At 76.2% G+C, this 12,249-nt stretch carries 11 protein-coding genes; 7 read left to right on the top strand and 4 right to left on the bottom strand.

The window, feature by feature from the left end; genetic code table 11:
- Entirely contained in the window at nt 1-1,038 is a 1,038-nt protein-coding gene (locus DMP17_RS15870; RefSeq protein ID WP_226365633.1) for a zinc-dependent alcohol dehydrogenase family protein, read from the bottom strand.
- A gap of 81 nt (nt 1,039-1,119) precedes the next feature.
- On the opposite strand from DMP17_RS15870, the gene DMP17_RS15865 reads away from it, so the two are divergent.
- On the top strand, nt 1,120-1,680 hold the full coding sequence (locus DMP17_RS15865) for a type II toxin-antitoxin system PemK/MazF family toxin (RefSeq protein ID WP_226356252.1): 561 nt from the start codon (nt 1,120-1,122) through the stop codon (nt 1,678-1,680).
- A 128-nt stretch (nt 1,681-1,808) separates the two neighbouring features.
- Nucleotides 1,809-3,437, top strand: coding sequence for an ABC-F family ATP-binding cassette domain-containing protein (locus tag DMP17_RS15860; RefSeq protein WP_337829919.1), 1,629 nt, complete (start codon nt 1,809-1,811; stop codon nt 3,435-3,437).
- A gap of 2 nt (nt 3,438-3,439) precedes the next feature.
- Here the strand turns inward: DMP17_RS15860 and DMP17_RS15855 are convergent, their stop codons facing one another.
- Together DMP17_RS15855 and DMP17_RS15850 are read right to left on the bottom strand one after the other, a co-directional pair.
- Nucleotides 3,440-4,111, bottom strand: coding sequence for an LON peptidase substrate-binding domain-containing protein (locus DMP17_RS15855; RefSeq protein WP_226356707.1), 672 nt, complete (start codon nt 4,109-4,111; stop codon nt 3,440-3,442).
- A 13-nt stretch (nt 4,112-4,124) separates the two neighbouring features.
- Nucleotides 4,125-4,835 (bottom strand): NUDIX hydrolase, encoded by a 711-nt coding sequence (locus DMP17_RS15850; protein WP_374203846.1) that lies wholly within the window; start codon nt 4,833-4,835, stop codon nt 4,125-4,127.
- Nucleotides 4,836-5,001: 166 nt separating this feature from the next.
- Here DMP17_RS15850 and nadA point away from each other — a divergent pair, with 166 nt between their 5' ends.
- Genes nadA through nadC form a run of 3 tightly spaced genes read left to right on the top strand, consistent with a single transcriptional unit; the run spans nt 5,002 to nt 8,482 of the window.
- Entirely contained in the window at nt 5,002-6,000 is a 999-nt protein-coding gene (gene nadA / locus DMP17_RS15845; RefSeq protein WP_226356254.1) for a quinolinate synthase NadA, read from the top strand.
- Between the two features lie 11 nt (nt 6,001-6,011).
- Nucleotides 6,012-7,598, top strand: a complete 1,587-nt coding sequence (locus DMP17_RS15840) for an L-aspartate oxidase (RefSeq protein ID WP_226356255.1) — start codon at nt 6,012-6,014, stop codon at nt 7,596-7,598.
- Nucleotides 7,595-8,482 (top strand): carboxylating nicotinate-nucleotide diphosphorylase, encoded by an 888-nt coding sequence (nadC, locus tag DMP17_RS15835; RefSeq protein WP_226356256.1) that lies wholly within the window; start codon nt 7,595-7,597, stop codon nt 8,480-8,482. The genes DMP17_RS15840 and nadC overlap by 4 nt, the downstream gene beginning before the upstream one ends.
- Nucleotides 8,483-8,514: 32 nt before the next feature.
- On the opposite strand, the gene DMP17_RS15830 is transcribed toward nadC, so the two are convergent.
- Nucleotides 8,515-9,705, bottom strand: coding sequence for a DNA glycosylase AlkZ-like family protein (locus DMP17_RS15830; protein ID WP_337829918.1), 1,191 nt, complete (start codon nt 9,703-9,705; stop codon nt 8,515-8,517).
- Nucleotides 9,706-9,798: 93 nt separating this feature from the next.
- Here DMP17_RS15830 and hisD point away from each other — a divergent pair, with 93 nt between their 5' ends.
- Nucleotides 9,799-11,127: a histidinol dehydrogenase gene (gene hisD, locus DMP17_RS15825; protein ID WP_337829917.1), complete on the top strand. Its 1,329-nt coding sequence runs from the start codon at nt 9,799-9,801 to the stop codon at nt 11,125-11,127.
- A complete protein-coding gene (locus DMP17_RS15820) occupies nt 11,124-12,245 on the top strand; it encodes a histidinol-phosphate transaminase (protein WP_337829916.1) in 1,122 nt (373 codons plus the stop codon). The genes hisD and DMP17_RS15820 overlap by 4 nt, the downstream gene beginning before the upstream one ends.
- Nucleotides 12,246-12,249 lie beyond the last annotated feature (4 nt).

Here is a 12,249-nt window from a genome sequence, read left to right as displayed (position 1 = left end):
TCAGGGCTTGATCAGGACCTTGAGGGCCTCGCGGTCGTTCATGGCGCGGTAGCCGTCGGGGACCTCGTCGAGGCCGATCGTGCGGTCGAAGACCTTCCCCGGCTGGATGGTGCCCTCCAGCACGTCGGGCAGCAGCTCCTCGATGTAGGCGCGCGCGGGCGCCACGCCCCCGTGCACGCCGACGTTGCGCATGAACGCGCCGACGCCCAGCGGGACGTCGGTGTACTGGGACACCCCGACCCGGCCGACGAGCCGCCCGTCCTTGGTGATCTCGATGGCGGTGCGGACGGCCTCGCTGTAGCCGACGCACTCCAGCGCCGCGTCGACGCCGTCGCCGCCGGTGAGCTCGCGGACCTTCTCGATGCCCTCGTCGCCGCGCTCGGGGACGACGTCGGTGGCGCCGAACTCCCGGCCCAGGTCGGTGCGGTCGGTGTGGCGGCCCAGCAGGATGATGCGCTCGGCGCCGAGGCGCCTGGCGGCCAGCACCGCGGACAGCCCGACCGCGCCGTCACCGATGACGGCGACGGTGTCGCCGCGCCGCACCCGCGCCGAGACGGCGGCGTGGTGGCCGGTGGGGAACACGTCGGACAGGGTCAGCATCGAGGCGAGCAGCGCGTCGTCCGGCTCGCCGGGCATCGGGACCAGGGTGCCGTCGGCGAACGGGACGCGGACGGCCTCGCCCTGCCCGCCGTCGGTGCCGTCGGAGCCCCAGCCGCCGCCGTGCCGGCAGGAGGTCTGCAGGCCCTGGGCGCAGAAGTCGCAGGTGTTGTCGGCCCACACGAACGGTGCGACGACGAGCTGGCCCTTCCTGCGGTTCCGGACGCCGGACCCGACCTCCTCGACGACGCCGAGGAACTCGTGGCCGATGCGTTTGCCCTCGGTGGAGTCCTCCGCCGCGTTGTACGGCCACAGGTCGCTGCCGCAGATGCAGGAGCGCAGCACCCGCACGATCGCGTCGGTGTCGTCGCGGAGCCTCGGGTCGGGGACGTCCGACGACACCCGGACGTCGTGCTTCCCGTGGATCAGAGTCGCCTTCATGCCTGGCGGATGCCCGCATGCGGAACCGTTCATGCGCGCCCGGTCGCGGTGACGCGCCGCACATGCGGCAGGCTGGCGGGCATGGCGATCAACTGGGGCTCGGTCCTGCGCAGGGCCGCGGACGTGGCGATGCAGTTCCTGAAGGACTCGCAGAAGGAGTCGCGGCAGACCCCGCAGCAGAGCCCGCGGCAGGGCCAGCAGGGTGGTCACGGCGGGCCGCGACCGGGTCCGCCGCCGACGGCCGGGCGGGTGCGGACCGCGCCGACCGGCGACCGCGCCCGGGAGGTCGCCTACGCCCCCGAGCCCGACGGCGCCGCGGACCCCGGCGAGATCGTCTGGACCTGGGTGCCCTACGAGGAGGACGCGAGCCAGGGCAAGGACCGGCCGCTGCTCGTCGTCGGGCGCTCGGGTGACGAGCTGCTCGGGCTGATGCTGTCCAGCCAGGACAAGCGGGCCCACGACCCGGACTGGGTCGGGATCGGCTCCGGCGCCTGGGACCGCGAGGGCCGCGACTCCTACATCCGGCTCGACCGGGTGCTGGAGGTCGAGGAGCACGGCATCCGCCGGGAGGGTGCGGTGCTGGACCGGGCGCGGTTCGACCGGGTCGCGACCGAGCTGCGGTCGCGCTACGGCTGGCGCTGAAACACGGGTGCGCCGCACGGGCGCACCCGGTACGGTCGCCGTCATCATGAGGCACTGACGACCCCCTCGACCGCGGACGCGGCACACGCCCCTGCGGTCCTCCCTCCGTCTCCACCGGAGTCGTCGTCATGTCATCGACCGAGCAGGTCCACGCCGTCACCGCCCGCGGGCTGGTCCGGTCCCACACCACCCGCGCCGGCCGCCCGCCGGTGCTCGACGGCGTCGACCTCGTCGCCGCGCCGGGCACCCGGGTCGGCCTGATCGGGGAGAACGGCTCGGGCAAGTCCACGCTGCTGCGGCTGCTCGCCGGCGTCGACACCCCGGACGGCGGGACGCTCACGGTGCCCGCGGACCGGGTGTACCTGCCGCAGGAACCCGACCTGGGCGACGGGGGGACCGTCGGCGACCTGCTCGACGCCGCGCTGCGCCCGCTGCACGACGCCGTCGCCGAGCTGGAGCGCCTGGCCGCCGACCTGGCCGACGGCACCGGTGCCGCCGCCTACGACCGGGTGCTGGCCTGGGCGATCGCCCACGACGCGTGGGACGCCGACCGGCGCGCGGAGGTCACCGCGGGCACGCTCGGCGTCGCCGACCTGGAGCGGGACCGGCCGGTCGCGACCCTGTCCGGGGGTGAGCGCACCCGGCTCGCGATGGCCGCCGCCCTGGTCCGCCGCCCCGCGGTGCTGCTGCTCGACGAACCCACCAACCACCTCGACGACGCCGCCCTGGAGCTGCTGGAACGCTCGCTGGTGGAGCTGCCGGGCGTCGTCGTCGCGGCGAGCCACGACCGCACCTTCCTCGACCGGGTCTGCACCGAGCTGCTCGACCTCGACGCCGGCGAGCTCGGCACCGACGGGTACGGCGGACGCCGGTTCGGCGGCTCGTTCACCGAGTACCTCGACGCCGCCGCGGCGAGCCGCCGCCGCTGGGAGGAGCGCTTCGCCGCGGAGCAGGAGGAGATCGCCGCGCTGCGGGAGAAGTCGCGGGCCGGGCTGTCGACGATCGCCCCCGGGCGCGGCCCGCGCGACAACGACAAGTTCGTCCACGCCTTCAAGGGGGCGGGCGTCGAACGCACCCGGGCCCGCCGCGTCCACGACGCGCAGCGCCGCCTGGAGACCGCCGAGCGCGAGGCGGTCCGCAAGCCGCCCCGGCCGCTGGAGTTCGCCGGGCACCTCACCGGCGACGCCCCGGCCGGCGGGCTCGCCGTGAGCATCCGGGACCTGCGGGTCGACGGCCGGCTGCGGCTCGACCTGCTCGACCTGGCCGTGGGGGAGAAGCTTCTGGTCACCGGCCCGAACGGGGCCGGGAAGTCGACCCTGCTGGCGGTCCTGCACGCCGACCTCGCACCGGACGCGGGCACCGTGGACGTGCGGGCGCGCCGGGTCGGACTGCTGGCCCAGGACCCCGACGTCGGCCCGCCCGACCGCAGCGCCGCGGCCGCCTACGCCGACGCCGTCGGCGTGGAGCGGGCCGAGACCGTCCCGCTGCGCGAGCTGGGGCTGCTGCACCCGCGCGAGCACGGCACCGCGGTCGGGGAGCTCAGCCTCGGCCAGCGACGGCGGCTTGCCCTGGCCGTCGCCGTCGCCGACGCCCCGGACCTGCTGCTGCTCGACGAGCCGACCAACCACGTCTCGCTGCGGCTGGCCGGAGAGCTGGAGGCGGCGCTCGGGACCGCGCCGGGGACCGTCGTCGTCACCTCGCACGACCGGTGGCTGCGCCGGCGCTGGGACGGGCCGCACCTCGCCGTCGGCGGGTGAGCTCAGTTCGGGCTGTGCTCGTCGGGGAACGACCCGAGCGGCGCGGGCACCGCCCGCAGGGTCTCCAGCAGGCCGCGCTCGCGGGCGAGCAGCCGGCGGATCTCCCGGAGCCGCTGCACCGCGCTGGTCTGCTCCAGCAGGAGCTGGCGGTCGCCCAGGGGCAGCAGGCAGTCCCCGGCCAGCAGGTGCGCGAGGTCGGCGGTGGGGGTGTCGTCGGCGGGCTCGGACCAGTCGCCGGTCCGCCACGCGGTGTCGCAGTACTCGCGGTGCGCCGCGCGGGCGGAGCGCTCCAGCATCGCCACCAGCCGGGGGTCTGCCTCGTCGCCGGTGTCGTCGGGCAGGAACTCGACCTCGCCGCAGAGGTAGGAGTGCGAGCCCGCGTCGAGGTCGAGCAGGCGGAAGCGGCGGGCCCCGCGGGTGACGACGTCGTAGCGGCCGTCGGGCAGCCGGCGGGCGTCGATGAGTACCGCCGTGCAGCCGACGGCGTGCATCCCGGCGGCCCCGGAGCGGTCCGGCGAATGGCCCTCGCGCACCGCGACGACACCGAACTCGCGGTCGGGGACGGCACCGGTGAGCAGGTCGACGGTGAGCTGGCGGTAGCGGGGCTCGAAGATGTGGAGGGGAAGCGCCGCACCCGGCATCAGCACCGTCCCCAACGGGAACAGCGGAAGCATGGCGGACACCGGCTCACGGTAGTACGCCGTCGCGGGGCCCGCCGGGTCGCGCAGGTGGCCGGAGCACGGCGAACGCGTCGGTGACCCGCATCCCGCGGTCGGTGAACCGGAACACCGCGGCCGGGCGGCCGCCGGAACGGCCCGACGGGACGACCTCCCCGGTGGGCTCCAGCAGGCCGCGACGGGTGAGGACGCGTTGCAGGTTCGTCGCCGACACCTCGTGGCCCAGCGCGGCGACGTAGTGCTCGCGCAGCGCCGAGATCGTGAACTCCGCGGGGGCGAGCGCGAACCCGAGGTTGGTGTAGGAGAGCTTGGCGCGCAGGCGGTCCCGCGCCGCCGCGACGATCGCGGCGTGGTCGAACGCGGTCGCGGGCAGGTCCTCGACCTCGTGCCACGCGGTGTCCTCGGGCAGCTCCGGGTCCGCGTCGGAGGGGACCAGGCCGAGGAACGCGGTGGCGATGCGGCGCTTGCCGGGTGAACGGGCCGGGTCGGAGAACACCGACAGCTGCTCGACGTGGGCGACCTCGCGGACGTCGACCTTCTCGGCCAGCTGGCGGCGCACGGAGGTCTCGACGTCCTCGTCGGGGCCCAGGGTGCCGCCGGGCAGTGCCCAGCGTCCGGCGTCCGGGTCCAGGGCGCGCTGCCAGAGCAGGGCGCCCGCCCGGCCCTCCCGGATCCTGAGCACGACGGCGAGGACCTCGTGCAGGGCGGGTGGCGGTGTCACGGGCCCAGCCTAGGGCGGACCGGCCGCGGCACCGGGACGTGACGGCGGGGTGTCCGTCAGGTGAGGTCCCGGTCACGACGGAGGTGCCGGTGGCGCACGACCGGTGCTACTATCCGACCAGTTTCCGCCCGCTAGGCGAAAACCCGACACGGCCCGGGAGGGCGCAATGACCGGAACGCTGACGGCACCCGGCGGCACGGGGACCGACCCCGGCTGGGCCGACGAGGTGCGTGCGCTGGCCCGCGAGCGGGACGCGGTCCTGCTGGCGCACAACTACCAGCTGCCCGAGATCCAGGACGTCGCCGACCACGTGGGGGACTCGCTCGCGCTGTCCCGGATCGCGGCCGAGTCGCAGGCGTCGACGATCGTGTTCTGCGGCGTGCACTTCATGGCCGAGACCGCCAAGATCCTCAGCCCGGACAAGACCGTGCTGATCCCCGACGCGCGGGCCGGCTGCTCGCTGGCCGACTCGATCACCGCCGACCAGCTGCGGGAGTGGAAGGCCGAGCACCCGGGCGCCGTCGTCGTCTCCTACGTCAACACCACCGCCGCGGTGAAGGCGGAGACCGACATCTGCTGCACCTCCTCCAACGCCGTCGAGGTCGTCGACTCGATCCCGCGCGACCGCGAGGTGCTGTTCCTGCCCGACCAGTTCCTCGGCGCGCACGTCCGGCGCACCCTGGAGCGGGAGAACATGCACGTCTGGGCCGGGGAGTGCCACGTGCACGCCGGCATCAACGGCAAGCAGCTCACCGACCGGGCCGCGGCCCACCCCGGCGCCGACCTGTTCGTGCACCCCGAGTGCGGCTGCGCGACCTCCGCGCTCTACCTGGCGGGCACCGGCGCGGTGCCCGCCGAGCAGGTCAGGATCCTCTCCACCGGCGGGATGATCGACGCCGCCCGCGCCACCGGCGCGACGGAGGTGCTCGTCGCGACCGAGGTCGGGATGCTGCACCAGCTGCGCCTGGCCGCCCCGGAGATCGAGTTCCGCGCGGTGAACGAGAACGCGTCCTGCCCCTACATGAAGATGATCACCGCCGAGGCGCTGCTGCGGTCGGTCCGCGAGGGCACCGACGAGGTCCACGTCGACCCCGACCTCGCCGCGCGCGGCCGCGCCGCCGTGCAGCGGATGATCGAGATCGGTCAGCCCGGAGGCGGGGAGTGACGGCGCGGGGGGTGAGCTGGGAGGCCGGCGCCGACCTGGTCGTCGTCGGGTCCGGGGTGGCCGGGTTGACCGCCGCGCTCGACGCGGCCGCGGCCGGGCTGCGCGTCGTGGTCGTCACCAAGGACGGCATCGGCGAGGGCTCCACCCGCTGGGCGCAGGGCGGGGTGGCCGTCGTGCTCGGCGACATCGCCGGGGACACGCTCGACTCCCACGTCGCCGACACCGTCGCCGCGGGCGGCGGGCTGAACGACGTCGCCGCGGTCGAGACGATCGTGCGCGCCGGGCCGGACGCGGTGCGCAGGCTGCGCGAACGCGGTGCGCTGTTCGACGCCCGCGGCAGCCGGCTGGACCGCACGCGCGAGGGCGGCCACTCGGCGTACCGGGTGGTCCACGCCGGGGGCGACGCGACCGGCGCGGAGATCGAGCGCGCCCTGGTCGCCGCCACCCGCTCGGCGCAGCTCACCGTGCTCGACGGGCACGTCGCCGCCGACGTGCTGCGCGACGCAGGCCGGGTCGCCGGCCTCACGGTGCTCGACGCCCACGGCCGCGCCGGGGTGCTGTCCGCGCCCGCGGTGCTGCTCGCGACCGGCGGCTACGGCCAGCTCTACGCCTCCACCACCAACCCGGGCACCTCCACCGGCGACGGCGTCGCGCTCGCCCTGCGCGCCGGTGCGGTCGCCGCGGACCTGGAGTTCGTGCAGTTCCACCCGACCGTGCTGTGGACCGGCCCCGGCAGCGGCACCGCCGGGCGTCGCCCGCTGGTGACCGAGGCCGTCCGCGGTGAGGGCGCGGTCCTGCGCGACCGGGCCGGCACCGCGTTCATGGCCGGGGTCCACCCGCGGGCCGACCTCGCCCCGCGCGACGTCGTCGCCGCGGCGATCACCCGCCGGATGGCCGAGACCGGCAGCGAGTGCGCCTGGCTCGACGCCACCGCGCTCGACGGGTTCGCCGCACGGTTCCCGACCGTGTACGCGTCCTGCCGGGCCGCCGGGATCGACCCGCTGACCGAGCCGATCCCGGTGACCCCCGCCGCGCACTACGCCTGCGGCGGCGTCGTCACCGACACGTCCGGCCGGACCGGGGTGCCCGGCCTCTACGCCGCGGGCGAGGTCGCCCGGACGGGGCTGCACGGGGCGAACCGGCTGGCGTCGAACTCGCTGCTGGAGGGGCTGGTCGTGGGGGAGCGGGTGGTCCGCGCGGTGCTCGCCGACGCCGGTCCGACCGGGGTGCCGACCCCGGCCGCGACGGTCCCGGCGCTGCCGGTGGCCGACCGCACCGTGGTGCAGCGGGCCATGTCGGTGAGCGCCGGGATCGGCCGCGACGCCGCCGGGCTCGCCGGGGCGTCGGACGCGATCGAGGCCGTCACCGCCACCGCGGTCCCGGCCGGCCGCGCCGGAGTCGAGGACGCCGCGCTCACCCTGATCGCCCAGGCCGTGCTGGCCGCGGCCGGCACCCGCCGGGAGACCCGCGGCTGCCACGTGCGCACCGACTTCCCGGACCGCGACGACACGTACCAGCGCTCGTCGCTGCGGGTGCGGGTCGACGCCACGGGACGGCCGGTCGTCGTGGCCGACGAGGCGCTGGCGGGTGTCGCATGAGCGCCGTCGCCGCCGGGGTCGGCGGGGTCACCGAGGTCGGTGTCCCCGACCCCGACGACCTGCTGCGCGTCGTGCGCACCGCGCTGGAGGAGGACCTGCGCTACGGCCCGGACGCGACGACGGCGGCGACCGTGCCCGCCGGGGCCGTGGCGACCGCGTCGTTCACCCCGCGGGCCGACGGGGTGCTCGCCGGGCTCCCGGCCGCCCGCGCCGTGCTCGACGAGGTGCTGGGCGCGGGCGGCTACACGGTGCTCGCCGGGGCCGCCGACGGTGACCGGCTCACCGCCGGGACCCCGGCGCTCACGGTGCGGGCCCCGGTCCGCGGGCTGCTCACCGCCGAGCGCACGGCGCTGAACCTGCTCACGCACCTGTCCGGGATCGCGACGGCCACCCGCGCCTGGGTGGACGCCGTCGACGGCACCGGGGCCCGGATCCGGGACACCCGCAAGACGCTGCCGGGACTGCGGTTGCTGGAGAAGTACGCCGTGCGGTGCGGCGGCGGGGTGAACCACCGGCTCGGGCTCGGCGACGCGGTGCTGATCAAGGACAACCACGTCGCGGCGGCCGGGTCGGTGTCCGCGGCGCTGGCCGCGGCCCGCGCGCTCGCCCCGGACCTGCCGTGCGAGGTGGAGGTCGACTCGCTCGACCAGCTCGACGAGGTCCTGGAGCTCGCCGCCGAGCTGGTGCTGCTGGACAACTTCACCGTCGCGGAGACGGCCGAGGCGGTGCGGCGGCGCGGGGACCGGGCGACGCTGCTGGAGTCCTCCGGCGGGCTGGCCCTGGGCAGCGCCCGGGACTACGCGGCCACCGGCGTCGACTTCCTCGCCGTCGGCGGGCTGACCCACTCGGTCACCGCGCTGGACCTGGGGCTCGACCTGGAGTGAGCCCTGCCGGACGGCACCCCGGGAGGGGGCCGTCAGGCGAGCAGCCGGGGCTGGGCGGGGGCGGGGAAGCGGGCGGAGACCCGGGCGTCGCCCAGGAGCTCGCGCAGCCGTCGCGCGGCGGCCGCCACCTCCGCCCGCGCCCGGGCCGCGACCGGCGTGAGCAGCAGGGTCGCGATCTCGCCGTCCGGGCGCTGCGCCCAGATCCCGACGATGCGACCGTCCACCCAGACCGCCGCGCCGCCGTTGCCGTTGCGGTCGAACAGCTCCGGTGCCACCTCGGCGGGCAGGTACCAGTCGCGGGCCTTCCAGCCCATCGTCGACGGGTCGAGGCACGGCAGCAGCGCCACCGACGGCCCGGGATCGGGGACCGGGTCGAGGTCGTCGGGGAGCAGGAACCCGGTGCCCCCGCCGTCGAGGGTCACCTCGACCGCGCCGACGTCGGCCAGCGCCGTGGTGGTGGTGGTGACGGTCCAGCCCGCCCACCACTTCAGGTCGTCGCGGCGGACCGGCCCGAACGCCCGCAGCTGGGCGCGGGCCAGCCCGGCCGCGGCGGCGCGACGGGTGCCGCCGTCCGGGCCGGGCGCGGGGCCGATCCCGCCGGGGACCCAGTCGTCGGCGGCGGCCCAGTGGTACTGACCGTTGACCCACGTCCCGATCGGCCGGGTCCGCAGCACCCGGCCCTCGAACCCGAGCACCAGCAGCACCCGGGTGTGGGCGGGCTGCGGGCCCCCGCCGGGCAGGACGAGCCGCTGCGCGGCGAGGTCGGGCAGTGCGCGGGCGACGTCGCGGGCGGCGGTCGGGCCCCGCTCGGCGAGCACCTCCAGGACCCGGTCGGCGGCCTCTGCGTACCAGGCCTCGGGGTCGGCGTGGCCGGCCGCGGCGGCCTGACGCAGCAGGTCACGGCGCTGGACGGCGGCGACGTCGACAGTGGCGGCGTGGTGGGCGAGCGCGGCGTGGGCGTGGCCGAACACCCAGAGCGTGCGGCGCATCGCGTGGTGGCGCAGCAGGGTGCGGTCGGTGTGCAGCGCGGTGTCGACCGGGTCGAGCGACGGGGCCGCCATCCGCGCGGCCGCCGACAGGTACACCGTGCCCGGGTCGGTGGAGTGCAGCGCGACCAGGTCGTCGCTGATCGCGACGACGTCGTCGGTGTGGGTGTGCGGGGCGAGCCGGTGCCGGGTCACCAGCCGGGCCCGGCGTTCGGCGTCGCTCACGTGGCGGGTCACGCCGCGGAGACTGCCACGGCCCACCGACGGCGAGGACGTGGCTCACCCCGCCGGGATGGGACCGTGCCGGACGCCCGCCGTACCCTGGGGGCCATGCTCCGCCGCCTCGACCTGCGAGCCGAACCGCTGCCCCGTCCGGCCACCCTGCGCGGCATGATGCCGCGCGCCGAGCTGGACATCGACGCCGCTCTGGAGCGTGCCCGCCCGCTGGTGGAGGACGTGCGCGACCGCGGCGCCGCCGCCGCGCTGGACGCCACCGAGCGCTTCGACCGGGTCCGCCCGGAGACCGTGCGCGTCCCGACCCAGGCGATCTCCGGTGCCCTGCGCGACCTCGACCCGGACGTGCGCGCGGCCCTGGAGACCTCGATCGAGCGCGCCCGGATCGTGCACGCCGAGCAGCGCAGGCCCGACGTGGTCACCCAGGTCGTCCCCGGCGGCACCGTCACCGAGCGGTTCGTCCCGGTCCGCCGGGTCGGGCTCTACGCCCCGGGCGGGCTGGCGGTCTACCCGTCGAGCGTGGTCATGAACGTGGTCCCGGCGCAGGCGGCGGGCGTGGAGTCGTTGGTCGTCGCCTCCCCGGCGCAGGCGGAGTTCGGCGGACGCCCGCACCCGACGATCCTGGCGGCGGCCGCGCTGCTCGGCGTCGACGAGGTGTGGGCCGTCGGCGGCGCCCAGTGCGTCGCCCTGCTGGCCTACGGCGGCACCGACACCGACGGCGCCGAGCTGGAGCCGGTCGACATGGTCACCGGCCCCGGCAACGTCTACGTCACCGCCGCCAAGCGGATGCTGCGCGGCCTGGTCGGGATCGACGCCGAGGCCGGCACCACCGAGATCGCGATCCTCGCCGACGACACCGCGGACGCCGCGCACGTCGCCGCGGACCTCATCTCGCAGGCCGAGCACGACCCGAACGCCGCATCGGTGCTGGTCACGACCTCCGACGCGCTGGTGGAGCGGGTCGAGGCCGAGCTGGAGACCCGGGTCGGCGCGACCAAGCACACCGAGCGGGTGCGCACCGCGCTGACCGGGCCGCAGTCCGGGGTCATCCTGGTGTCCTCGACCGCCGACGGGGTCGCCGTCGTCGACGCCTACGCCGCCGAGCACCTGGAGATCCAGACCGCCGACTCCGCGGGCGACGCGGCGAAGGTCCGCAACGCCGGCGCGATCTTCGTCGGGGCCTGGTCGCCGGTGTCGCTGGGCGACTACTGCGCCGGGTCGAACCACGTGCTCCCGACCGGTGGCTGCTCGCGGCACTCCGGCGGGCTGTCGACGGCGACGTTCCTGCGCGGCATCCACGTCGTCGACTACGGCCGCGCGGCGCTGGCCGAGGTCGCCGACCGGGTCGTGACCCTGGCGAACGCCGAGGACCTGCCCGCCCACGGCGAGGCCGTGACCGCCCGGTTCGAGGGGGCCGGGGCGTGACCGCCGGTTCGTCGGTCCGGCTCGCGGACCTGCCGCTGCGCGAGGACCTGCGCGGCAAGAGCCCGTACGGCGCACCGCAGCTCGACGTCGCGGTGCGGCTCAACACCAACGAGAACCCGTACCCGCCGCCGCCCGAGCTGGTCGCCGACGTCGCCGCCTCGGTGGAGGAGGCGGCTCGTGAGCTGCACCGGTACCCCGACCGCGACCTCGTCGCGCTGCGGGGCGACCTCGCCGCCTACCTGTCCCGGCAGACCGGGGTCGAGCTGACCACGGCGAACCTGTGGGCCGCGAACGGGTCCAACGAGATCCTCCAGCAGATCCTGCAGACCTTCGGCGGGCCCGGCCGGACCGTGCTCGGCTTCGTGCCCAGCTACTCGATGCACCCGATCCTCGCCTCCGGCACGCAGACCGAGTTCGTCCCGGTGCCGCGCCGGGAGGACTTCACCCTCGACGTCGACGCGGCCGTCGCCGTCCTGGGTGAGAAGGCCCCGGACATCACGTTCGTGACCAGCCCGAACAACCCGACGGGGCAGTCGGTCGCCCCGGCCGACCTGGCCCGGCTGGTCGACGCCGCCCCCGGCATGGTCGTCGTCGACGAGGCCTACGCCGAGTTCGCCGAGGCCACCGGCCGCCCGAGCGCCACGACCCTGCTGGCGACGCACGGCCACAAGCTCGTGGTGTCGCGGACGATGAGCAAGGCGTTCGCCTTCGCCGGCGGCCGGCTGGGCTACCTCGCCGCCGCGCCCGCGGTGATCGACGCACTGCAGCTCGTGCGGCTGCCGTACCACCTGTCGGTTCTCTCGCAGGCCGCCGCGCGGGCCGCGCTCCGCCACGCCGAGGCCACCCTCGGCTCGGTGGCGCTGCTCGCCGCCGAGCGGGACCGGATCTCCGGCGAGCTCGCCGCCGCCGGCTACGACGTCGTCGCCTCCGACGCCAACTTCATCCTCTTCGGACGCTTCGCCGACGCCGGCCGCGCCTGGAAGGGGTTCCTCGACCAGGGCGTGCTGATCCGCGACGTCGGCATCCCCGAGCGGCTGCGGGTCACCGTGGGCACGCCGGAGGAGAACGACGCCTTCCTCGCCGCCGCCACCGACCTCGCCACCAAGGAGCTGCTGTGACGAC

The organism is Pseudonocardia sp. TMWB2A (genome assembly GCF_017312135.1).
The sequence above is the reverse complement of the archived record's forward strand: the minus strand, read 5'-3'. Positions and strand labels throughout refer to the sequence as shown.

Bases quoted from the DNA above. Each gene is read 5' to 3' on its own strand.
- DMP17_RS15870 (WP_226365633.1), bottom strand. From the start codon at position 1,038: ATGAAGGCGACTCTGATCCACGGGAAGCACGACGTCCGGGTGTCGTCG.
- DMP17_RS15865 (WP_226356252.1), top strand. From the start codon at position 1,120: ATGGCGATCAACTGGGGCTCGGTCCTGCGCAGGGCCGCGGACGTGGCG.
- DMP17_RS15860 (WP_337829919.1), top strand. From the start codon at position 1,809: ATGTCATCGACCGAGCAGGTCCACGCCGTCACCGCCCGCGGGCTGGTC.
- DMP17_RS15855 (WP_226356707.1), bottom strand. From the start codon at position 4,111: ATGCTTCCGCTGTTCCCGTTGGGGACGGTGCTGATGCCGGGTGCGGCG.
- nadA (WP_226356254.1), top strand. From the start codon at position 5,002: ATGACCGGAACGCTGACGGCACCCGGCGGCACGGGGACCGACCCCGGC.
- nadC (WP_226356256.1), top strand. From the start codon at position 7,595: ATGAGCGCCGTCGCCGCCGGGGTCGGCGGGGTCACCGAGGTCGGTGTC.
- hisD (WP_337829917.1), top strand. From the start codon at position 9,799: ATGCTCCGCCGCCTCGACCTGCGAGCCGAACCGCTGCCCCGTCCGGCC.